Below are 22,820 nucleotides of genomic sequence, written 5' to 3' on the forward strand. Positions count from 1 at the left end.
CGGATATTGGATATTATCCGGCTTCTTACTATATACACAAACTAAATAACAGTAAATATCAATACTATATTTATTAGCTCTAACTGACTTAAGCTATTTTACCAGTCAAAGTAATAAAAGGTCTGTAACCTTAAATAATATATCAGTCCAGATATTTCTTCAAATCTTCCACCCACGCAGCAAGACGTGCATCGGTTTCGTTGTACTCGTTATCTTCATCTAATGCCAGACCGACAAAGCGGCCGTCGATAACAGCATCTGAGTCGTCGAATGTATAACCGTCGGTAGATACCGAACCCACGATTTCAACTTTTCCTTTCAGCGCTTTATATATGTAATACATTGCTCCCGCAAAACTTGTGGAGAATGAAGCACTGTCTCCCAGTGAGAATAGAGCAACTTTTTTTCCGGTAAAATCCATCTTTTCAACCTTAGGCAGAAGAACTTCCCAATCGTCCTGTAAATCGCCTACTCCTGTCGTAGATGCCCCGAAAATCAAAAAGTCATAAGGTTTCAAATCATCAACGCTTACACTTTCCGCATTGAAAAGTGCAGCATCGTCAAACAATGCCTGAATTTTTTCTGCTACCGCTTCTGTGGCCCCGGTAGATGAACCGTAAACTATTGCAATTTTGCTCATAACAAGTTAAGTAATTTATTAAATTGATTATCAACTATCTGGAATCATTCAAAATAGCAGAAGCCATAAAACTCTGCACTATCCCTCTCAAAGCCAGATACACAATAAACGCAATCCACAGGATATTGTTCGCATAAATATCTGAAAAAGCAAAATACAATACAAAAAATCCGGCAACTGCTATGAGCATGGAATTACGCATCTGATGGGAAGCCGTCGCCCCCACAAATACCCCGTCCCAAAGGAAAGCAGAAAAGCCCGCAAAGGGAATCATATACACCCAGACATGGAATTGCCTGCTGAATTCGATAATATTCTGCTTATCGGTCAAAATACCCAATATCTGATCCAGAAAGAGGACATAGATAAGGGTAAAGGACGAAGCGATAACAATACCCCAGACAAACAGCCGTCTGACAAGGAATTTTAGCTTGATCCTGTCTTTAGCCCCTATAAATCTGCCTGTCAACGCCTCGGCAGCATAGGCAAACCCATCCATCATATATGAGAACAGAATAAACAACTGCATCAATAGGGCATTGGAGGCCAATACATCTTTACCCGACTTTGCGGAGGCAGACATAAAGAAGGTAGTAACGGCTACAAGAGCCATCGTACGGATAAAAATATCACTGTTGACCTTAAAAAACGGAATATAAGACGATAAATCTTTCAGCACCTTCAGATTGGCATATTGTTTCAGCCAGCCATATTTTATATTCCAGACAAGGAGGAACGAAAGAAGCCCCGTATACTGTGCGCATACGGAAGCCAATGCCACCCCTTCTATCTTCATCCCAAAGCCATAGACAAAGGCAAAACTCAGCCCGATATTGACTATATTAACCCCAATGGCTACAACCATCGGCATTTTGGCATCCTGCATCCCCACATACCAGCCGTTAAATGTGTACATACCCAGAATAGCCGGGGCAGCCCAGATGTATATATAAAAATAGTCGAGGGCGTATCCTTTTACCGCAGGCTCTCCATTCAGCAAATAAAAACCTACATGGGCAATGAAATATTGCAGGAGTATAATAGCTACACCGGCCCCCGTTGCTACAGCGAGCGAACGAAGCAGGATATTGGTTTGCTCCTGTTGGTTACCCGCACCATACGCCTGGGCCGTAAATCCGCTTGTCCCCATGCGCAGGAAAGAGAAACTCCAATAAATAAAATTGAAGATCATTGTCGCAAGCGCAATTGCCCCGATATAATCCTCCGAATCGAGATGGCCCACTATATACATATCCACCATACCCAAAAGCGGCACAGTAATATTGGATATAATATTCGGAATTGCCAGACGCAGGATGCTTTTATTCATAATGGTTACAAAAATAACAGGAATCGGTTAATAATAAAGAATGAAAAATTGATAATCAGGCATTCTTTATTTTACCGTCTAATTTCAGCTCATTAAAAAGTTGACAAACTTGACACTTTTTTCAATATATTTCATTATTAAGTAGTAAAAAGAATTTATTTATTATTGCAAAAACCAAATCGCACAAAACACAGAACCAAATGTACAAAATTTACATATTTAAACATATAGCAAAAAGACAGCAATATATTAATTAAAATAGTATATTTGAAATATAAAAGAGCATTGTGATAACACAATGCTCTTTTATAAATATGTTAAAAAGATTAAGCCCTGTTGTTCAACTTATCCAAAACTTTATCTTGTCTAACATCATACTATTATAGCCCATGTCGGTAAGTATCAGGTTATCCACTAGATTTATATTTAAATAGCCGCAAGCTGTCTTCAGGGAGTTCATAGACTCTATATCATCGCTACTTTCTTTCAGGTTACCCGACGGATGGTTATGCGCCATTATAATACCCGATGCGTTGCACTGTAACGCTATTTGGATGATTATACGGATATCTATAACCGTCCCGGAATAGCCCCCCTTACTTATCTGCGATACGCCTATAATCTTTAGTCCGTGGTTCAGGTACATAACCCATACTTCCTCGTGATGCCTCATAAACCCGTTGAATACCGGTAAGAATGTTTTTGCGGCGTCTTCCATATTGATTATTGTTTTCATTTTGTCCGATGGGTCGGCGTTGTACGAAACTTTGATTTTAGGCAGTTTGTAAGCCTTTGTTGAATTCTTATTGATAGTCATTTTATAAGAATTGCGATAAAATAAGAACGCCCCCGTAGGTGTGACTATCACATATACGCAGGGCGAATAAGTTGTTAGTTCTTTCGTTCTAACCACCATAGGGGCGTTCCCTTATATCTTGTTAAAATAAAATCGGTTGATTTCTTTTGCCCAAGATTAATATGTAATAGTCGAAAGCAAAGTAAGGTATTTAGTTTTGGATATGCAAGTTTTTGAGGATATATTTTTTCAATATACTTATAATACACCCCCTTTTCCGGTTAGTTTGTTAGCAATGCGGGTTCTCAACTCCTTATCATCAATAAGGGCAATATCTGCCATCAGGTCAAAAATCTTATCACTAAGAAATTTGCGAAAATTCACTATTTCGTTATCTGCTTTTAACTCCTGCCAATTCCCTGATTTAGACCATACGGACAATGTTTTCTCCGAAAGGTTAAGGATATTAGCGGCTTCCTTTTGTGGTCTGCCTTGTATAACTACAAGGTCGTAAGCCTTTTTCTTTAGTAGATTGTAATCAATTTGCTCTAACGTTATTTTTTTTTCTTTCATATACTTGTTTAATTTGGTATTATAAGACACAACAAACGCGCCTTTTTATTATAAACCTTACAATTTTATTTGATAATCAGCCGATTATTTCTATATCTTTGCATTCAGATAACCGCCTAAGGCTCTGCTATGGCATATCTACGGTTCGCGGGGGAAACGCCAAGAATCTGCCAAAGAAAAAGGACGGGTTAACTCACCCGCCCTTTTATTTTTTAGCACATTGGAGTTACTTTATATTTGCCTTCGCTATCAATTCATTTAAATAATCGTAATAAACCCATACCATTTTATTATTTAGAGTTTCGCTGACGCCTATAAACTGTCTCTTAGGTATTCTAATCACCGAGCCCACTTTCTTTAAAGCCATTGTTTTACAAAATTGAGCTTTAGCGTTAGCCCTGGCATTATTCCGGCCTTTGCTTATTGTTCCGTTTTTATTTTTCATAACCCTAGGAGCAAGCAAATAATATTGATACCACCACCATTTTTTCATTTTCATACTCACCCGGATAATTGCCCCCTCATTATGAAATCCGGCATATGGAATATCAGTACCTACCACGCAATGATCTAAGCTTCTTTCCATTACACGAATACTTTGCATCAGGTTCATAGAATTGGTCCTACCTTGCAAAATCCTTTTTCCACCCAAAGGGCTGACTTTGTTAGGCCATGGAGTAAGGGAAGTATCGGTAAAACCATTATTCACAAAGCTATGTTTAAAATGATTAACACCCTCGACCCCTGCTATTACTGGCCGTGCCCGTTCTAATTTTTGCGCGATATCCTTAAACCGGGGTACTTTGTTTTTTTTAGACATAACACCCCCCTCTGTCAATAACCTTTTCGCGTTCCCCGGCTGCAATATCTTTCAGCCTGTTACGTTCTTTTAACTCCGCCAATTCTTTTTTTGCATTCCGGCCCAGATACTTATCAAAAGTCGATTTAGATATAAAATATTTCGGGGCGATAAGTTCTTCATATATTTGTTTTTGATTCCGCCACCCCTTTTTCTTTTCTTCCAAAACTACATTTTGTATTTCTATTATTTTCAACAATAAATACTCTTTATTGTAAGCCATATGGATGTGATTTTAAGCGTTTGTACTCACTATTGCCCCTATACCCTTATTGCGGATAGGCAAGGCAACAAAACGTTTATCAAAGCCCACTATTGCCGCCCGTTCTTTCGGGTCGTCCATCGTTGCGTACATATGTATATCGCCGTCCGCTTTCATTACCTCATCGCCTTGGAACGCAAACGAACAAAACCCGTCACCATCCATCGGTACGGATGCAAAAGCCTTTTTCTTCAAATCGCTGTCATAATAAGCCGTTTTTGAGAATTGAAGCATACCAAAGCCAGCGAAGCGGTTCGGCTGTCCGTTTACAAAATCCGTAATTGATTTGAACGCCTTAATATCAAACGATATCAAGTCTGTAAGATGTGCGGGGTTCAATACAAGAAAACGATTCTCTAATGGTATATTTGCATTATCAAAATATTCTTTCAGATACAAAATATCTTCAAATGACATACGCTTTCGCCCTTTATATGCCTCGCCTGTTGTTTGTATTACCGGCGTATCGACCGTGTTCTCATCAGGAGCGTAAGCATGTGCGGCTTTTGCTCCTGTGGTGGCTTTTAATACGTTGCGATGACCCATTATTACGCTCTCTAATTGGTTGTATGCGTATTCAATAGCTTCCGGTCTACGGACAAGGGAATTTTCTGTTTCAAACAAATCCAATTCGATGCGTATAGGTGTGTCCTCGCGTTTTACAACCGCAATTGGGTAAGTTGTATTATTTATCAATACATTAGGGTCGATTCCCGCCTCTGCTAAATTCAATGCATCATTATCTACCAATGCGCTGAAATCTTTTACATAATTGAGAAACGAACTATCCGGGTAAAATCTTTCTTTCAGTTGGTTAATCCAAACTTCTTTCTTTAGTCCTGACATACTTAAATTCTTTGATTTATAATTATTTAATTTGTTCTTTTTCTAATAATCGGTCGTATAGTTCCGGGTCTTTTAGCAATGCTTTCGGGTCTTTTTTTCGGTAATCGTCCAGCGTCCAGCCGGCACGATTCCCGCCGCTTGTATGCGGTTGTTTGAAATCTATCTTTTGCAATGGCTCAATATGCTGTAATACCGCGTTTGCCGCATCAAAATCAAGGTCAAATAATACTTTCCATGCACCTTTTGCCGTTGCTACAAATCGTTTTTCGAGGATTGCCGTATTTAACGTTTTATCTATTTTCGCATTCAATTGTGATTTTGTTTGCTCTTTTCTTTTACGTATAAGCCCTATCAAGGTTTTAGGGTTGTTTTTGGCTATTATCAGGAATTCGCTTTTTTCATAAGCCTCTATTGCACCGACCTTAATAGCCGTCTCAACTGCTTTTTCCGGCGTCTCCTCTCCTTTAAGTACGGCAATAGCTTCTAATATTTGTTTTAGGGTTGCATCAGTAGGTAAATCCAAAGCCTCAGCGATTTGTGTAAGTTCATCGCCTGTATTTTCATTTGCTTTTTGATTACTTTTTCCTTGTGGAAATTTTGAACGGGGACAACCACACGCCGAAATCAAAGCTGCCGTTTTGCTGTCAATAGTTATTTGCTCTTTAACTTCCGTGATAAAGCCGTTTTCTTTGGCTTCCTGTGCTGTCATCCACCAGTCGCCCGCGTTCCATTGTTCGTCTAAAATCGAAACATCTACTACTCTATTTTTATATACGTTATAATATTGATTTTCAATATCACGCAGCAATTTTGTAAATGATTCCAAATCTCTTGCATTGCCCTCTTTAGTTCCCGATGGTTTGTGTATCATAAACATACCGTTTTCAGGCATCACAAACGTACTGCAATGTAATGCGATGAATGTTGAGGCACTTGCAACCAACGCGCCGCCCTCGCCTGTAATACGTCCGCTAAAATTCGATTGAATGATATTTACAATTTCAGCGGCGGCAAAGCACGAACCGCCCTCACTATTGATGTAAAGATGTACATCGTTTATACCATCTTCTATAAGGCTGTCAATTTGTGATTGGAATAATGCGGAACTTGACTCTTCGATAGTTCCCGTTATCCTTATCAATGCTTTCCCGCCTTGTTTCAATGCACTGACTCTGAATGAATTTTTTGCCATAAAATAAAATTTTGTTTAAATTCTATGACAAAGTTTGTAAGGCTTGATATTTTAATGAAATATATTGATATAGCTTATAATAAAGTTTGTAAGCCTTACAAACTTTAAACTTTTTTTACTACCTTTGTAGAGCCACCGGCCATTGCAAAATCTTTCGGGATATGTGAGAGGCTTTAGGGTATTTTTAGAAATACCCTTTTTTTATTTTATCATGGAATTAAAAGATAAACAGCAATATAACATAGTGTTATACAACGGAGAAAGGAAAAACGCTACTTACTATAAAAAATACTGGAGGTGGCAACCTCCAATACAAAAGAAGTGGATTATTTTTGAGACAGAGCAAATAAATTGTTTTATAACCTCCGAAAGCACTATTATAAAACTTTCAGAAATAGAATTTATTTTTATTGATGGAATACCCTATAAAACTGACAATTTGATAAAATAATTTTGTTCCGCCGTTGTTCCGCTGTTTATTCCCCTGTTATATTTTAAATAGCATTTTGATATTTAATTTTTGTTCGTCTGTTGTTCGCCTTCCTGTTCGCCTGCGTAATATTTTAACATTTAAACATCGTTCCCGTGAAATCATTTTGACACTTTAATTTAGTTAACCTAAACTTTACGTAATGCTTTACGTAAACGATATTTAGAATATTACACTGCAATAGAAAAAGTATTTAAAACCCCTTTAAACCTCATTTAAAGCCTCAAAAAAAATTCACCTACGATATAAGTAAAATATAAGAAAAATAGTTTTCGTTTTGCGGCGCGTTCGGGGGTGCATCTCTCTCAATCCCTTTAGACAAAAGGCGTTTGCGCCTGTCCTCTCTTACTATCTAATATATATAAATCGTTTGGGGGGTAATATAAGTCCTCTTTGGGCAGGGCTGTTAAGTTCTAATTTTTTATACCCTCTGTGTCATGTTGAACGGAGTGAAACATCTCGTTTCTCAGGGTCGAGACCTTCGTTCCACTCAGAAACAACGTTCGGCAGAGCGAAGCGGAGCCAATGACAGCAGAAAATAACAGAACAAAGTCGAGAACTTAACAGCCCTGCCCTTGGGGGATTGAGGGTCCTGCTGGCGCGGACTTCCAGTCCGTGTCTTGTTGACGGTGCAAAAATGTTTGCTACGCAACACACAGACGGGACGTCTGCGCGAGCGGGCAAGGTAACAAAGGTAACACTTGTTTCAGTGAACAGTAAACAGTCATCAGTTAACAACTTGTATCTCGTATCTTGTTTATTTGCATCTCGTTTACTTGTAACTCGTAACTGCCCTAGGGCGAAGTAACTCGTAACTGCTTTAATCAATACATCAAAGAGCTATCAGCCAACAGCTAAAGGCTATCGGCTCTTATTCTATAGATAAATTATTTTCCAAAGATTGAACAATCACGTTTAATCTTTGATTTTTTCAGAAAGAAAAATCTGCTGGCCTGCGCCGGCCGGGGTATTTGATTCATATTGCAGATAAGGGACGTTTCTCAACGTCCCCCGTTTGTTTTGGAGTATATATAAAGGGATTTAAACAAAGCTATTTTATTTCCATATTAGCTTATATTCATTATATCTGTATTATCTCAACGGTGCTATTGCGCTGTTACCTGACTAAATTTAATATAGCATTTTATCAATGTCGGATGTACTGCTGTCGCCGGGGTAGTTGTATCCAGCGCCACCATAATGGTAGCCTCATAGCATACTTTATTATTTGCTCCTATCGGAATCCATGTATAACGTCGGTATTCAGGTCCATTATTTTCACCATCGTAAATACCTACTTGTCCCCAATAGGCTCCATTGCTGGTGTTGCTTCCCGTGGCATTAGTCCAACTATTGCCGCTATCCTGGTCGCCACCCCATCTCTGAGATGGTATAGTTAAAACCCCCATAGTGCTAAGAGAGCCGCCATAGTCTGTATTGAAGTTCCATATCACAGGTACGGCGGAGCTCTGATTATTTCTCACTTGTACATTAAGATACTGGTTGCCGGATCTCACGGAGGTTTGAGTGACAGGTACTTCGGCCCTTATCGAAAACTTGCCGTCGGGTGAGTTACATTGCAAGGCATAATATCGTGTGCCCGTGTCATTTCCCGTATTATCCGTAACGAGCATAAAATTGCCCATCACTGCGGTTTCTTCTATCGAGGCGGTCAGCGTGTTACCTACGGTTACCTGATTGCAGCCGGAGATGTCGGTATTAGCATTCAGAAAAGGTGTAAGATCGAAGGTAATACCGTTAGGCGCCTGCTGGTCTAGCGTAGGTGTGCCTGATAGCGAGAAGTTAAGCACACCGTTGCCTACCGACAACATGCTGCCTGCGATGGTAGCGGTTACACCCGGGTTGCCGGTGGAAACGAGCGTGGCGCCGTTAAAGCTACCGCCGTTACCGCCCGTATATGGTACTTGCAACACGGTTCCTGCTATGATAGCAGTTGCATCCACAATCTGCTGACCCGGGCTCATTTGTGCTCCCGCGCAATTCAAGGTGGCAGATCCAGCCTCTGAAGAAGCATTGGCAAAGAGCCTCCATTGTGAACCGTCCCAGAACATATAGCCTACGGTGGTGAAACTCGTGTTGGCTCCTGTATTATATACCAGTAAGCCGGTAGTAGGATTGGGTATAGTTACATTGTCGGTAGAGCTTGTTAACTCTACTCTTGGAAGTAATACTCCTTTATTCGTTGAAACTACATTTAAAGCTGCTGTAGGATCGGCAGCCCCGCTTATTCCGACAGATACACTTCCCATCTGGTAAATATTATCGGTATTTGATGTGGCTGCATTCGAGGTTCCGGAGATATTCCATGGGGAAGCTCCGCTACCACCACCGACCGCTGTCCATTGTGTCCCGTTCCAGATATGCAAACCTGCAGGGGTTCCGGTATTGTAGACTACAAGGCCTATGTGTTTCTGCCTGTCCCAACTGTCTGTAGCTCCTATCGAGGCTGCAAAATCGTTATCTGTGGTTGGGGTAAAATCGGAGATGAGCACCCGTGGAAAATTAATTCCTCCATTGGCATTTACGGTATTATCATTGTTTTTGACGTCGAGCATCGCCCCGTTGTTCGGTTCGGTATTTGATCCGATGGTCACCTGTGCATGTATTGCAGGGCTCATAGCTAATATTGCCACCAGCAGCGATAATATCTTAAATATTACGCCTTTTCGGTGTTTTTGTTTGTAGTTTGCTTGTTTCATCCTGGTTTTGTTTTTTAGTTTATGAAAATAGGCTTCTCAATTTGTCTGCTGTGATATTTATTAGTTTTGTCTTTCTGTTATAACCGTTTTCCTGTAAAAGCGTCAATATCCCATATTCTTATCCGGTACTTTCCCAGGCGATGGCCAAGGAAAAAGGAGTAAAGACAATGAAGAGACACTCTTTTCACAGGGTATCAAAACTTTTGCAGAGAATGGATGGATGTGTATGCTGGATTGAAAAAGAATATGGCGGGGTATGAGAATTCTTCCGTCCGTAAAGAAACGGATCTTATATTTGTTTTTGACTTCGGAAAATAATATATCGCGCACGCATACACTCGCAAGGATAATAATGTGGCTGATATAGGCATATACAACCCTGACATTACTCAAAATAAGAAATGTGAAAGGTATGGCTAGTGTGTGTGTGTGCTCTCTCTCTCTCTCTCTCTCTCTCTCTCTCTCTCTCTCTCTCTCTCTCTCTCTCTCTCTCTCTCTCTAATAAAATATAACTAACTTCCAAATATTCAGTTGGAAAATTGAAGCAAGTAGATGTATATTTTATGAAAGAAAAACTCATTAAAATAGAATTGTATTGTTTGGTTTGTTGCTGCAAAAATAAATAATAGTCCCCAATAAATAAGTTAAAAAATATTAATTTTATTTGTGGTAACCGGTATCATTGATATATCAAATAATTTAATACTTTTTATCCGACGGATACCTCCTTCATGAAGTTAATGGTGCAGGCATTAACGCCCCCCTGTTATTTTTTTATCTCAAAACAACTTTATTCTCACACTTTTATTTTAACTTAGAACAAAAAAATAATACAGTTAATACTTAATGCGCTAATGGAAAAAATCACATCTACAGAAGTCCTCGAATGGGCAAAACAATTTCTCGACAAAGCAGAAAAAGAGTTAACTCCGCAGGAAGTAAAAGAGCAGAAAAAATATGCTTCGCTTATACAGACTCCTGCTAATAAAACATTGTTGTCTAAAATGTTGGACGAGTCTTCTCAGGTAAGGGATAATAAGAAGCTGGCGAAGCGGATGAAGCTCTTGATCGAAGAATACGGTGTGCCTGATTTTTTTAGTCCGTTCGACCGTTTTCAGCTAAGGTTGTTTACAAGCATAGGCTATCTGTTCGATGGTATTTCTATTCCCCTGTTTAAAGAAAGGCTGCGTAAAGAAACTGATAAGATAATCATTTCGGAAGAACGCCCCGCTCTTACCGGTCACCTGTCCGGCAGATGGAAAAGTAAGATAGGGCAGAATGTGAATCTGCTGGGTGAAGTTGTGCTTGGAGATGGGGAAGCCAATCACCGTTACCTGCATTATCTGGAAGCACTGAAAGAACCCGATATCAATTATATTTCCATTAAGCTGTCAGGTATTTACGCGCAAATACATCCTTTAAGCTACGAACAGAATAAAAAAGAACTCTGTAAACTGGTAGCCACAATATATCAGCAGGCAATAGATTATCCGTATACAGATCAGGACGGGGTTACCAAACCGAAGTTCGTGAATCTGGATATGGAAGAATATAAAGATACCGAGCTCACACTCGATGTATTCGAAGAAGTATTGGGCATGCCGCAGTTCAAAAATTACAATGCGGGCATTGTTGTACAGGCTTATCTTCCTGATGCGGGACTGTTTCAGGAACGCTTGTTGAAATTTGCCAGGAAACGTTATGCCGAAGGAGGCGCACCGCTGAAAATGCGTCTGGTGAAAGGTGCGAACCTGCAAATGGAAAGCATTATTTCATCGTTGAAAGGATGGACAAACCCTGTATTACCTACCAAAGTAGATGTAGATGCAAATTATATGCACATACTCGATGTTGCTTTACAACCCGAAAATGCCGAAGCGATGCATGTGGGCGTAGCTTCCCACAACTTTTTCAGTATTGCCTACGCTTATTTGCTGAGTGAAAAGTATGGAACATCCGAATATGTGACCTTCGAAATGCTGGAAGGTATGGCAAATAACCTGCCGCGTGTGATGCGTAATTTTGGAAAACAGATCATACTATATACACCCGTTGTGAAAAAGGAACATTTCCTGAATGCTGTGTCTTATCTGGTACGCCGGTTGGATGAAAATACGGGAAAAGATAATTTCCTTAGCTATTCGTTCAATCTGAAACTGGGCAGTCCGCAATGGAATTTCCTTGCCAACCAGTTTGCAGAAGCATATAAACTGAAAGACAGTGTACAACCAAAATCGTTCCGTTCACAAAACAGGAAAGAAAAGCCAGTTCCGGTAAAAGATATTAATGTATTCCGTAATGAGCCCGATACCGATCTCGACCTGCATGAGAATCGTGAATGGGCCTTGGAATCGCTACGCAAATGGGGCACGTTGGTAAATGACAAGAACTTCATTGTGCCTGTGCAAATAGGAGATAGGGAAGAGATAACCGGGCATAAGAAAAAATATTATGACCGCAGTCGAAATGATGAGGTCTGCTTCTGTGAAGCCAACCTTTCCTCATTGGAGCAGATAAAGGAAATAATCGCCATTGCCGGAGAAGATAAGCCGCAGTGGAGAAAGACAGATATAAATAAACGCAACGAGATACTCCATCAGGTAGCCGACAACCTGAGCGCCAGACGTGGCGACCTTATAGGCTGTATGTCTGCCATTACGGGTAAGACCTTTATGGAAGGGGATGTGGAAGTGTCGGAGGCTATCGATTTCTGTCGCTTCTATCCCATTACAATGAAGCATTTCGATGAACTGAAAACAGTAGAGAATACACCTAAAGGTATAATCCTTGTTATCCCACCTTGGAATTTCCCTTTGGCTATCCCTGTCGGGGGAGTAGCTGCTGCATTGGCAGGGGGCAATACCGTGATACTGAAACCCGCGACTGTCGCCCTGCCTGTCGCCTGGGAATTTGCTAAGTGTTTCTGGGATGCAGGTGTGCCAAAAGAGACATTGCAGGTGGTATGTAGTGCCGACCGTTCGTCTTTGAACTATCTGACAGCGCATCCATCTATTAAGCATGTGATACTTACAGGGGGGACAGATACCGCATTCCGCTTGTTGGAAAACAGCCCGAAGACACCGCTTTCGGCGGAAACAGGAGGAAAGAACCCTATCATACTTACAGGTAACGGCGATCAGGATCACGCTATCCTGAACATAGTCTCTTCAGCATTTAGTAATGCGGGGCAAAAATGTTCGGCATGTTCGCTCTTATTGCTTGATAAGAAGACCTATAATGATGAAAATTTCAAATCGAAGTTGAAAGATGCGGTAACCAGTATGCGTACAGGCAGCGTATGGGACACAATGAATATGGTGGGGCCGATGATAACCAACGACAACGATAAACTCCTGCATGCAATAGAAAACCTTGAAGAAGGAGAATCATGGCTTGTGGCACCGGAATTTCTCGATGAGAAGAAGTATATACTCAAACCTACTGTAAAATGGGGTGTGAAGCCGGCGAGCTTTACATTCAGGAACGAATTGTTCGCTCCACTCCTGTCTGTTGTCTGTATAGATGATTTGGAGCAGGGAATCGAATTTGCCAATTCGTCTGAATACGGGCTTACGGCAGGATTGCAAAGTCTGGATGAAGAAGAGCAGTTGTTGTGGAAGAACAGTATCGAAGCCGGTAATCTGTATATAAACAGGGGAATTACGGGCGCAATCGTCAACCGCCAGCCGTTTGGCGGAATGAAACGTTCTGCGTTTGGCGGTGGTATCAAAGCTGGAGGGCCTAATTATGTTTCCTGTTTTGTAGAGTTTGCTGAAAATGAAGTTCCTGCGACCTCCGTCAGATCACAGTTGAGCGATCTGGTAGATGCCGATAAAGATAAAAACCGCTTGAACTATGCCGTGGAAAGCTACAAAAATGCCTGGGGGACGGAATTTTCTTTAGAGAGAGATGTAAATCATATTTACGGAGAGGAAAACATATTCCGTTACCTGCCGCTGAAGAGCATAGGCCTGCGTGTTCAGGAGAATGATAACCTGTGCGATATTTTGCTGATCCTTTCGGCTGTGACCACTGCTAAAACTCCTCTTACAGTCAGTATTTCGGGCTCGGACAGTAAATTGCAGGCTATTGAGAAAGCAGCTCTGACTTTATTGGGAATCGTTATCAAAATGCAGGACGAAGACAGGTTTGTGGAAGAGATGGATAACTATGAACGTATCCGCATCTGTTCTCCGGCTGCGTCCGATGCTATATATCTGAAAGCTGCGAAACTTGGCAAACATATCGCAAATAACAAGCCGCTTGTGGAAGGACGTCTCGAAATGCTTCATTATCTCAAAGAACAAAGTATCGCCTACGAGTACCACCGCTATGGAAGTATATTTGGAGAAGATAGATAATAAACGGATTTGATAAAATTTAGCTATATTTGTAGTTAATCGGGAATTCTGGTTTGCAGGAAATGAACTCTGGCAGGCCGGAATTCCGGTATACTCACTAAAATTATACAATATGAAACCTACATTGTTCATTTTGGCGGCCGGAATGGGTAGCCGCTACGGAGGCCTCAAACAGCTTGACGGACTTGGCCCTAATGGGGAGACCATCATGGATTATTCTGTGTATGATGCTATACAGGCAGGTTTTGGTAAAATAGTATTCGTTATCAGGCACTCTTTCGAGAAAGAGTTCAGAGAAAAAGTGATATCAAAATATGAGGACAAAATATCTGTAGAGGTTGTTTTTCAGGAGTTAGACTATATACCTGCAGGGTTTGTGCCGAATCCCGAAAGAGAAAAGCCGTGGGGGACAAACCATGCCTTGCTGATGGGAAAAGATGTTATTCATGAACCTTTTGGTATCATTAATGCAGATGATTTCTATGGTCGTGCCAGTTTCCAGATTTTGGCAGGTATGCTTAAGACGATGGCGGATAAGACGCATAATTACTGTATGATAGGCTATCTCTTGGGTAATACCCTTTCCGAAAGCGGAACAGTAGCGCGTGGCATATGCCAGCTCGATGATGAAAACTATCTGACCAAGGTCGTGGAACGGACGCAGATAGAACGCATCGATGGTGTTCCTTGCTACAAAGATGAAGATGGTACGTGGAAAAAACTGACTGATACAACTCCTGTATCGATGAATATGTGGGGTTTCACACCCGACTATTTTGACTTGTCGGAAAAAAGTTTTGAGAACTTCCTGAAAGAAAACCACAACAACCTCAAGGCGGAATTTCTGATTCCTACGATGGTTAATGATTTGGTAGAAAAGAAAGAAGTGAAGGTGAAGCTGATAAATACACCATCTGTATGGTTTGGCATCACATATGCTACCGACCGGCCCGAAGTAGCCTTACGCATACAGGAGCTGGTAGATGAGAGGATTTATCCGGAAAAGCTCTTCGGATAATCTGAAAAAGGGAAAGCCTTCTTCATCGATACTATAAGCCGGTATAATAAAAAAGCCCTGTGATTTTACATATCACAGGGCTTTAATCATTATGGAAGGCGCTTCACTAAACTACTATATCTTTATTCTATATCGATTTCTTTGCCTTGATAGAAATCCAGAATCTTTGCTCTGAATATAAAATCGTATTTCGCTTGTATACGTTCCGATTTGCTGGTCAGCAATTTTGTCTGAGCTTCATTAAATTCAAATACAGTCGATTTACCAATGTCGTAACGTTCCCGGGCATATTTGAATGACTCATCAGCAGCTTCATAAGCTTTGCTCGCCGAATTATACTTAGCCTGCGAAGAAATAGCACTCTGGTATGCCTGTTGAATCTCTTTATATAATGCAAGTTTCACATTGTCAAGCGCTAAATTCTGGTTCTCGATGCTTAGGCGTGCACTTCGCACTTTGTTCCTTGTTTCGAAACGGTTAAAGATAGGAATACTTAAGCTAAAACTCAAATATTCGGAGCCGAAATCTCGGATCTGTTTACTAAAACTCACATTGTTTTGCCCCGATACATTCTGATATGAAGTGCTGTAACCTGCGCTGAAGTTAAGGGTAGGCCAGTAACCTGACTGAGCTACTTTCAGGGTCTTTTTGCTGCTCTCAAGTTTGTATTCAGCTTCTTTTATATGCGGTTTAATCCCTAACGCCATCTGATAGACCTGATTGGGCGGCAGTACACTACCCAAATTGTTGTCCACTATATTATCTATTTTCGGTTCTTCAATATCGAAAGCCTCATTTGATGCGAGATTCAGAGCCTGAGACAAATTCAGCAGCGATAGGGCCAGATCGTTGTCGGCCATTGTTACATTTGATTCGTCTTTTGCCAGTTGGGCCTTTATATCATATAATTGCGATGTTGGTACCTTGCCTGATTCAACCAGCATATTGGTACGCTCTACCTGCTGTTTGCTCAATCCTGCCTGCTCCTGATATGCCTTGAGGATTTCTTTTTTGAACAATACATCGAGGTATAGGGAAACCACCTGTAATTCCAGATTCTCCTGGGCTTTTTTCAAACCTTCCATAGCAGCCTGCAAAGTCAGTTCATCGGCCTTTATCTGGTTAGGAATCCTGAAACCAGTGAATATGGGAACAGAGGTAGATATACCGAATGAAGAACGGGATGAGTTTACCGCTTCAGAAACGTTCGTACCCAAAGTAGACCGCCCGAAGTTGAAGCTTTGTCCCATACTGGCATTCAGGTCGGGTAAACGACTGTTCTTGCTGGTACTCAGGTCTATTTCCGAGTTTTTTACTTCCAGCGATTGCTGTTTCAGTTCTATGTTATTCCGGACAGCATAATCGACACATTGTCTCAGTGTCCATTTGCTCTGTGCTTGGGAACATAGGCAAACAAGTAATAAACCACATGATATTATGTACTTTTTCATATGAGTCTGTTAATTTTTAGGTGCTTCTTTAGGCTTGTCCGAAACTTCGTTTCCTCTGATTTTCTGTCCTTTACTGAGCCCTTCTTTTACTTCTACTTTTATTCCGTCCGACAATCCTACTTTTACCAGCTTTTTGTCAAATACCTGCTTGTGGTTGGTAGTATCGGTCAGTATATAAACGAAAGAAGAGTCGTTGCTGAATGTGATCGTACTTTCGGGTATTGTCAATACCTTTTCAACCTTAGCCAGTACAATCTCAGCATTGGCGCTATATCCTGCTCTCACCATCACTGTATCGGGAATGCGGGCTGCGGCCTTTATTTCAAACAGGATAGCTCCGTTTTCCTCTACTCCTTTAGGCGCGATATACTCTAATATAGCGTCGAATTTCTGAGCTTCGATAGCACCTACCGACAATTTGATCGGCATGCCTGTATGTACCCGGCCTACTTCAGTTTCATCTATTTTTCCGATGAATATCATGTCATTCATATTTGCTACTGTAGCGATGGTAGTACCGTCGTTGAATGTATTGGCCTGTATTACCGAGTTTCCGGCTTTTACAGGAACATCCAGTATCATACCTGTGATGGTAGAACGGATTTGTGTGTTGCTATATTGTGCCGTTTTTTTAGAGATACCTGTTTTTACAATATCGAGGTTGTCTTTCGAATTTTCCAGTTCTTCGACGGCTTTTTTGTAATCGGCATCCGATTTGTCCATTTCTTCCTTGGCTATCACACCTTTTGCAAACAGGTCTTTCTGGCGTTCATGTTCGGCTTTTACCTGTGTAAGGTTTATCTGTGCTACATTCACGCGTGATTCGGCTGAGTTCAACTGGGCAACTTCCGGAATAACCTTTACGGTGGCAATAATATCCCCCTGTTTTACAAAGTCACCTGCTTCTTTAAGAACCTCCGATATAATACCGGATATCTGCGGTTTAATAAGGATTTCGTCACGGGGCGATACCTTACCTGTGGCTACTGAAGTATTTTCCACATTTCCTTCTTCAACGGTAGCGATTTCGTATCTGACTTCTTTCGGCTGCGATTTTTTCCAAAGGAAAAAGAATGTGCCAAGGACCACTAATCCTATAATCACAAACAGTGCTATTCTGAGAACCTTTTTCATATAATATATATTTACAATTTTTTTTCTGTTATATTATCGATCATCATCCAAAAAGTAACAAAGGTAACAGATATATCAGTTAACAGTTATCAGTGAACAGTGAACTAACTTGTAACTCGTAACTGCCCGCAGGGCGCAGTAACTTGTAACTTGTAACTGTTAAAAAGTAACAAAGGTTACAACTTTCCCATACTTTTTGGTGTGCCACATTTTTTATTTTACAGTCTCTGACTCTACAGAGTCTTGTATGTTGCGGCTATGGGCCGGCAATTTATATATAGATAAATTTATTCGTCCCTGATAGCGTCTATAGCTTTTACACTAAGAGCCCGCATAGCAGGCATCAGGCCTGCAAAAATTCCCGATGCGATGAGTATTCCCATAGCAGCCATTGCTGTTCCAAAGGAGACTAACGGAGGTAAGAAAATCATATCTTCGTTAGCCATACTACTCATCCCCTGACTTATCATACTTAAAATAAGCACGCCAAAGAAAAATCCCGAAAATCCCGCGATTGCTGTCAATACGAAGCTCTCACTCATTATTTGCAACATAACGGAAAGCGGTTTGGCCCCTATCGCCCTGCGTACACCGATTTCCCGGGTACGTTCCCGTACGGTGACCAGCATGATATTACTTATCCCTATGATACCGGACATCAGGGCCCCTATTCCAACAAACCAAATCAATATATCAATTCCGCTGAACAGATTATTGAATATCTGGAACTCTTTCTCTATATTGAAACTGCCTATTGCCTTTTCGTCTGAGGGAGATATGCTGTGTGCGGCCTTCAATATACTTTTTACCTCTTGTTCTACAACTGATGCCGGATAGCCGGGCTTGGCGGTGCATGCCATGAAATAAATATCCTGTCCCTGATTGAAAGCCCTCTGGGTAGTAGAGAATGGTAAAAATACCGATGATTCCACATCTCCTCCAATGGATATTTTCGATTTTGGCCGGATGACCCCTATCACTTGAAAATAAATGCCATTTACCCTGATATACTTTCCTATAGGATCTTCGCTTTTGGCAAATAATGTTTCATAAACCTCCCGGCCGATAATACAGACCTTGCGGCTCTTATCTACATCTATCTCATTAAACAGGCGTCCTTGCAGAACGTGCTGGCCCTCTATCTTAAAGTGTTCCGTATATATGCCTCTGACACCATAGCTTCCCGATTTATTCCCGTTAACTACATTTTTGTCGCCACCGCCAATAAACAGTACCGGAGATACATATTCCACCGATTTGGCTTTATCTTTTATTGCTTGCACATCTTTTGTCTTCATCGTCCACTGACGCCCTTTCCGGAACCCATCATAAGGTTCGCTTGTACGTTGTGTCCAGAAGAAGCAGGAATTGGAGGCAAAAGCCTCAAAGTTTTTATATATTCCTCCCTGCAAAGAACCTCCCAGTCCGATGAGCAGAATAAGCATGAAAAGCCCCCAGAATACCCCAAAGCCCGTAAGAAAACTCCGTAGCTTGTTTCGCTTGATGGTAATCCATATCTCCTGCCAGTTATCTAAATCAAACATATTGCGCTAATTTTATTTTTTTTATTCTGCCCGCATGGCTTCTATCGGACTTATCTTTGTCGCTTTCAGCGCAGGCATAAATCCCGATACGACACCGGCTATTATCATGACTATGGTTGCTTTAAGGATAGTTGATAAATCGACCGAGGGATCTTTGAATATCGGAGGCCCGTCGGTAGGCATGCTAAATATCAGATCGGTCATCAGCCCGAATTCATTTATGGCTATTCCCCCGATCATTCCTATATAGCCGGCGATGGTAGTTATAAGGATGGATTCCAATATGATCAGTCTCAATATTGAACCTGATTTTGCGCCTATTGCCTTTCGTATCCCTATTTCCCTGGTACGTTCTTTTACTGTGATCAACATTATATTGCCTACTCCTACTATCCCTGCCATGAGGGAAGCGCCGCCTATTATCCATAGAAATATGTTGATGCCTGAAAAAATCATGTTTGCTTCAATCATGTCTTCAGCGGTATTACGGATATAGAGGGCAGACCTGTCGGCGGGATCGAACTCGTGCAATTTACCCAGTTTCTGACGCAATCTTTCTGTGAAATCCTGATTCTGTTTCAATGTATTTAACCCGACTATGGTGAAATCGATTTGCCGGAATCCAAAACCTTTACTGTAAAGCATCTGGGCAGTTGTGAAGGGTATGTAAGCCGGAGGATTGTTACGGAATTCATTTTCGTCGTCATAAATCCCTATCACCTGATATGCCATATTGTTATCAGCTATTACATATTTTCCTAAAGGGTCCTGATCTTTAAATAATATCTTTTTTATTTCCTGACTGATAACTATTACTTTTCTGCGATTATCCACATCAATTTTATTCAGAAAACGACCTTCCCCGCTTCTTACCTTGATATTGTTTATATATGCTGCATCCTGGGAAACCCCGTCAAGCGACCATGAGCCATATTCCTGGAGATAAGACAGGTTGACCGTCTTACTTATCCGTGCTGAAACATATTGTACTTCCGGGATCTTATTTTTTATCAGGTCATAATCACGTCCGTCAAATTTGATTTCTCTGTTGGTGGGAAATCCCTTATATGGCATTGAAGTCCATCCCGGCCATAAAGTGACTGAATTCTGTGCTCTACGGGAAAAGTTTGAAGTTACTCCGTTCTTCAGACCATTTCCGGTTCCTAACAAGACTATCAACATAAATATTCCCCAAGCCACAGCAAAGCCTGTAAGCGCAGTCCGCAGCTTATTTTTGCTGATAGTTGAGAGTATTTCCCGTAGCGAGTCAAAATCAAACATAGACAAGGTGTTATTTAAGGAACGGACGGAATTTGAATATATAATTCAACAAATTTTATCTGTTCCTGTTGTTTTACTTTTCGGATAATAAAAAGAGGTTTGCACCCTTACATCTCTATTACAGGGTTCTCATTTGTTTCTATCGAGCCTATTATACCGTCTTTTATATGTATTACGCGGTCGGTGGCATTGGCTACAGCCTGTTCGTGCGTTACGATAAGCATTGTGATACCATCGTTTGTATTTATTTCCCTCAACAACTGCATCACATCCCTCGATGTTGAACTATCCAAAGCTCCGGTAGGCTCGTCGGCCAGTATTACCTGGGGCTGCGCTATGAGGGCGCGGGCTATGGCCACACGTTGTTTCTGACCTCCTGATAATTCGTTCGGTAAATGGTCGGCATGGCTGGCCAGTCCCATCTTGTCGAGGTATTCCATTGCCAGCTTATTTCTTTTTTTGCGGTTCATCCCCTGATAATAAAGAGGTAACGCAACGTTTTCCATTGCATTCTTGAATGAGATAAGATTGAAAGACTGAAAAATAAAACCTATTTTCTTGTTTCTCAATTCGGCTGCATATGTCTCGCTTGGTTTATTTATCAATACATTATCGAGATAATACTGACCTGTATCATAGTTGTCGAGTATGCCGAGAATATTCAGCAATGTGGATTTTCCGGAACCGGAGGCCCCCATAATAGACACTAATTCTCCTTTCTCAACTTCCAGATTGATTCCCTTCAAAACGTGCAAAGGAGCACCGTTGTAGTAGGTCTTGTTCAAATTATTAATTCTTATCACGCTTGTAAACTGTTAGATATGCAAAATATGAACACACAAATATAGATTTTATTATAAAGTGTTAGCGCTTGAGCCGGAACTTTTATACTTATATGTCGCAAAAAAAATAAAAAGGTTACAATCTTTTTCAATTTTAACATTTTTATGTTCACATTGCCATATTACTTTATAAAAGAATGTGGCTTTTGTGTATTATATGAGTTATTTCTGAATAACGAATCTTAATATAAAAATAAAGGCTGGCTTCCAATAAGGAACCAGCCTTTGTTCTTTATCTGTAGATGTTATGTTTACTGCAACTTCGCTAGTGTCTCTTTCACCCGTCTCATTGCCTCCACAATATTCTCATCAGAAGTAGCGTATGAGAAACGGATATAGTCAGGAGCTTCGAATGCAAGTCCGCCCACACAAGCCACATGGCCTTCTTCAAGCAGGAACATCGCCAGGTCTGCCGATGTATTGACCTGCCGCCCATTGTACGACTTGCCCAGGTAATAGCTGCATTCGGGGAACAGGTAGAAAGCCCCTTCCGGCTTATTCACTTTAAACCCTTCTATTTCAGAAGCCAGCTTTACAATCAGGTCGCGACGGCGTTGGAATGCCTGGCGCATATCTTCCACACATTGCTGATCTCCCAGATAAGCCGATTCTGCAGCTTTCTGAGCAATGGATGAGGCTCCTGATGTATATTGCCCCTGCAACTTGTTACAGGCCGAAGCAAGCCACTGGGGCGCGGCTACCCATCCCAGGCGCCAGCCTGTCATGGCATATGCTTTGGATACTCCGTTGATAATGGCAACACGGTCTTTTATATTTTCGAACTGGGCAATGCTCTCATGTTTTCCCAGATAGTTGATATGTTCGTATATCTCGTCTGCGATGATGATGATATTCGGATGCTTAGCCAATACATTCGCTATTGCCTCCAGTTCGGCTTTGGAATAGATACTGCCTGTAGGGTTCGAAGGTGAGCATAATATAATAGCCCTTGTTTTCGGAGTAATAGCTGCTTCCAGTTGGGCAGGAGTCATCTTAAAATCCTGTTCGATGCCTGTGCGGATTACCACGCTTTTACCTTCAGCCAGTTTTACCATTTCCACATAGCTAACCCAGCATGGAGCGGGAATGATCACTTCGTCACCCGGATTCACTACGCATAGCACTACATTACAAACATCCTGCTTTGCCCCATTGGAACAAATAATCTGTTCGGGCTTATAGCTAAGCCCGTTTTCTGTTTCCAGTTTTTTGCATATTGCCTGCCGGAGCGACAGATAGCCGGGCACGGGTGTATAGAAAGAGAAGTTATCATCGATGGCTTTTTTCGCAGCTTCTTTTACATGGGCGGGCGTGAAGAAATCCGGTTCTCCTACACTCAGATTGATAACATTGATGCCCTGAGCTTTCAACTCATTGCTTTTCTGCGACATAGCCAGGGTCTCTGAAACTGCAAGGCTCGCTATACGTGCTGATACTTGTGACATAGTTATTTATTATATTTAGGTTGTTGACCTTTTTCT

At 41.2% G+C, this 22,820-nt stretch carries 19 protein-coding genes; 3 read left to right on the plus strand and 16 right to left on the minus strand.

Annotated elements, in window-relative coordinates:
• Positions 1-142: 142 nt before the first annotated feature.
• From ACYQ3L_RS24215 to ACYQ3L_RS24250, 8 genes are all read right to left on the minus strand, one after another.
• A complete protein-coding gene (locus ACYQ3L_RS24215) occupies positions 143-640 on the minus strand; it encodes a flavodoxin (protein WP_291113102.1) in 498 nt (165 codons plus the stop codon).
• A gap of 34 nt (positions 641-674) precedes the next feature.
• A complete protein-coding gene (locus ACYQ3L_RS24220) occupies positions 675-1,970 on the minus strand; it encodes an MATE family efflux transporter (protein WP_379999484.1) in 1,296 nt (431 codons plus the stop codon).
• Positions 1,971-2,310: 340 nt separating this feature from the next.
• Positions 2,311-2,886: a JAB domain-containing protein gene (locus tag ACYQ3L_RS24225; protein WP_380002092.1), complete on the minus strand. Its 576-nt coding sequence runs from the start codon at positions 2,884-2,886 to the stop codon at positions 2,311-2,313.
• 138 nt (positions 2,887-3,024) lie between these two features.
• Positions 3,025-3,339: a helix-turn-helix domain-containing protein gene (locus ACYQ3L_RS24230; protein ID WP_380002091.1), complete on the minus strand. Its 315-nt coding sequence runs from the start codon at positions 3,337-3,339 to the stop codon at positions 3,025-3,027.
• 226 nt (positions 3,340-3,565) lie between these two features.
• On the minus strand, positions 3,566-4,159 hold the full coding sequence (locus ACYQ3L_RS24235) for a hypothetical protein (protein WP_380002089.1): 594 nt from the start codon (positions 4,157-4,159) through the stop codon (positions 3,566-3,568).
• A complete protein-coding gene (locus ACYQ3L_RS24240; RefSeq protein ID WP_380002087.1) occupies positions 4,152-4,421 on the minus strand; it encodes a hypothetical protein in 270 nt (89 codons plus the stop codon). The genes ACYQ3L_RS24235 and ACYQ3L_RS24240 overlap by 8 nt, the downstream gene beginning before the upstream one ends.
• Before the next feature lie 12 nt (positions 4,422-4,433).
• Entirely contained in the window at positions 4,434-5,306 is an 873-nt protein-coding gene (locus ACYQ3L_RS24245) for a hypothetical protein (protein ID WP_380002085.1), read from the minus strand.
• 22 nt (positions 5,307-5,328) lie between these two features.
• On the minus strand, positions 5,329-6,498 hold the full coding sequence (locus ACYQ3L_RS24250) for a Clp protease ClpP (RefSeq protein WP_380002083.1): 1,170 nt from the start codon (positions 6,496-6,498) through the stop codon (positions 5,329-5,331).
• A gap of 211 nt (positions 6,499-6,709) precedes the next feature.
• Between ACYQ3L_RS24250 and ACYQ3L_RS24255 the strand changes: the two genes are divergently transcribed.
• Complete coding sequence (locus ACYQ3L_RS24255) at positions 6,710-6,949, plus strand: hypothetical protein (protein WP_380002081.1); 240 nt, start codon at positions 6,710-6,712, stop codon at positions 6,947-6,949.
• A 1,145-nt stretch (positions 6,950-8,094) separates the two neighbouring features.
• On the opposite strand, the gene ACYQ3L_RS24260 is transcribed toward ACYQ3L_RS24255, so the two are convergent.
• On the minus strand, positions 8,095-9,708 hold the full coding sequence (locus ACYQ3L_RS24260) for a hypothetical protein (protein WP_379993685.1): 1,614 nt from the start codon (positions 9,706-9,708) through the stop codon (positions 8,095-8,097).
• Positions 9,709-10,093: 385 nt separating this feature from the next.
• On the minus strand, positions 10,094-10,288 hold the full coding sequence (locus ACYQ3L_RS24265) for a hypothetical protein (RefSeq protein ID WP_459952491.1): 195 nt from the start codon (positions 10,286-10,288) through the stop codon (positions 10,094-10,096).
• Between the two features lie 274 nt (positions 10,289-10,562).
• On the opposite strand from ACYQ3L_RS24265, the gene ACYQ3L_RS24270 reads away from it, so the two are divergent.
• Together ACYQ3L_RS24270 and ACYQ3L_RS24275 are read left to right on the plus strand one after the other, a co-directional pair.
• A complete protein-coding gene (locus tag ACYQ3L_RS24270) occupies positions 10,563-14,069 on the plus strand; it encodes a bifunctional proline dehydrogenase/L-glutamate gamma-semialdehyde dehydrogenase (protein ID WP_379993684.1) in 3,507 nt (1,168 codons plus the stop codon).
• A 112-nt stretch (positions 14,070-14,181) separates the two neighbouring features.
• Entirely contained in the window at positions 14,182-15,087 is a 906-nt protein-coding gene (locus tag ACYQ3L_RS24275; RefSeq protein ID WP_379993683.1) for a glycosyltransferase family protein, read from the plus strand.
• Between the two features lie 122 nt (positions 15,088-15,209).
• On the opposite strand, the gene ACYQ3L_RS24280 is transcribed toward ACYQ3L_RS24275, so the two are convergent.
• The 6 genes from ACYQ3L_RS24280 to ACYQ3L_RS24305 form a co-directional block, all read right to left on the minus strand.
• The gene (locus tag ACYQ3L_RS24280; RefSeq protein WP_379993682.1) at positions 15,210-16,538 is read right to left on the minus strand and encodes a TolC family protein; all 1,329 of its coding nucleotides are present in this window, start codon (positions 16,536-16,538) and stop codon (positions 15,210-15,212) included.
• Between the two features lie 9 nt (positions 16,539-16,547).
• Positions 16,548-17,672: an efflux RND transporter periplasmic adaptor subunit gene (locus ACYQ3L_RS24285; RefSeq protein WP_379993681.1), complete on the minus strand. Its 1,125-nt coding sequence runs from the start codon at positions 17,670-17,672 to the stop codon at positions 16,548-16,550.
• A gap of 287 nt (positions 17,673-17,959) precedes the next feature.
• Positions 17,960-19,216, minus strand: a complete 1,257-nt coding sequence (locus ACYQ3L_RS24290) for an ABC transporter permease (protein ID WP_379993680.1) — start codon at positions 19,214-19,216, stop codon at positions 17,960-17,962.
• Between the two features lie 21 nt (positions 19,217-19,237).
• Positions 19,238-20,497, minus strand: a complete 1,260-nt coding sequence (locus tag ACYQ3L_RS24295; protein WP_379993679.1) for an ABC transporter permease — start codon at positions 20,495-20,497, stop codon at positions 19,238-19,240.
• Between the two features lie 107 nt (positions 20,498-20,604).
• Entirely contained in the window at positions 20,605-21,300 is a 696-nt protein-coding gene (locus tag ACYQ3L_RS24300) for an ABC transporter ATP-binding protein (RefSeq protein WP_379993678.1), read from the minus strand.
• Positions 21,301-21,590: 290 nt separating this feature from the next.
• Positions 21,591-22,784 carry a pyridoxal phosphate-dependent aminotransferase gene (locus ACYQ3L_RS24305; protein WP_379993677.1) on the minus strand — a complete coding sequence of 398 codons (1,194 nt, stop codon included), beginning with the start codon at positions 22,782-22,784 and terminating at the stop codon, positions 21,591-21,593.
• Between the last annotated feature and the right edge of the window lie 36 nt (positions 22,785-22,820).

It is taken from the genome of Dysgonomonas termitidis (assembly GCF_054657735.1).

Bases quoted from the DNA above. Each gene is read 5' to 3' on its own strand.
- ACYQ3L_RS24215 (WP_291113102.1), bottom strand. From the start codon at position 640: ATGAGCAAAATTGCAATAGTTTACGGTTCATCTACCGGGGCCACAGAA.
- ACYQ3L_RS24220 (WP_379999484.1), bottom strand. From the start codon at position 1,970: ATGAATAAAAGCATCCTGCGTCTGGCAATTCCGAATATTATATCCAAT.
- ACYQ3L_RS24225 (WP_380002092.1), bottom strand. From the start codon at position 2,886: ATGGTGGTTAGAACGAAAGAACTAACAACTTATTCGCCCTGCGTATAT.
- ACYQ3L_RS24230 (WP_380002091.1), bottom strand. From the start codon at position 3,339: ATGAAAGAAAAAAAAATAACGTTAGAGCAAATTGATTACAATCTACTA.
- ACYQ3L_RS24235 (WP_380002089.1), bottom strand. From the start codon at position 4,159: ATGTCTAAAAAAAACAAAGTACCCCGGTTTAAGGATATCGCGCAAAAA.
- ACYQ3L_RS24240 (WP_380002087.1), bottom strand. From the start codon at position 4,421: ATGGCTTACAATAAAGAGTATTTATTGTTGAAAATAATAGAAATACAA.
- ACYQ3L_RS24245 (WP_380002085.1), bottom strand. From the start codon at position 5,306: ATGTCAGGACTAAAGAAAGAAGTTTGGATTAACCAACTGAAAGAAAGA.
- ACYQ3L_RS24250 (WP_380002083.1), bottom strand. From the start codon at position 6,498: ATGGCAAAAAATTCATTCAGAGTCAGTGCATTGAAACAAGGCGGGAAA.
- ACYQ3L_RS24255 (WP_380002081.1), top strand. From the start codon at position 6,710: ATGGAATTAAAAGATAAACAGCAATATAACATAGTGTTATACAACGGA.
- ACYQ3L_RS24260 (WP_379993685.1), bottom strand. From the start codon at position 9,708: ATGAAACAAGCAAACTACAAACAAAAACACCGAAAAGGCGTAATATTT.
- ACYQ3L_RS24265 (WP_459952491.1), bottom strand. From the start codon at position 10,288: ATGAGTTTTTCTTTCATAAAATATACATCTACTTGCTTCAATTTTCCA.
- ACYQ3L_RS24270 (WP_379993684.1), top strand. From the start codon at position 10,563: ATGGAAAAAATCACATCTACAGAAGTCCTCGAATGGGCAAAACAATTT.
- ACYQ3L_RS24275 (WP_379993683.1), top strand. From the start codon at position 14,182: ATGAAACCTACATTGTTCATTTTGGCGGCCGGAATGGGTAGCCGCTAC.
- ACYQ3L_RS24280 (WP_379993682.1), bottom strand. From the start codon at position 16,538: ATGAAAAAGTACATAATATCATGTGGTTTATTACTTGTTTGCCTATGT.
- ACYQ3L_RS24285 (WP_379993681.1), bottom strand. From the start codon at position 17,672: ATGAAAAAGGTTCTCAGAATAGCACTGTTTGTGATTATAGGATTAGTG.
- ACYQ3L_RS24290 (WP_379993680.1), bottom strand. From the start codon at position 19,216: ATGTTTGATTTAGATAACTGGCAGGAGATATGGATTACCATCAAGCGA.
- ACYQ3L_RS24295 (WP_379993679.1), bottom strand. From the start codon at position 20,497: ATGTTTGATTTTGACTCGCTACGGGAAATACTCTCAACTATCAGCAAA.
- ACYQ3L_RS24305 (WP_379993677.1), bottom strand. From the start codon at position 22,784: ATGTCACAAGTATCAGCACGTATAGCGAGCCTTGCAGTTTCAGAGACC.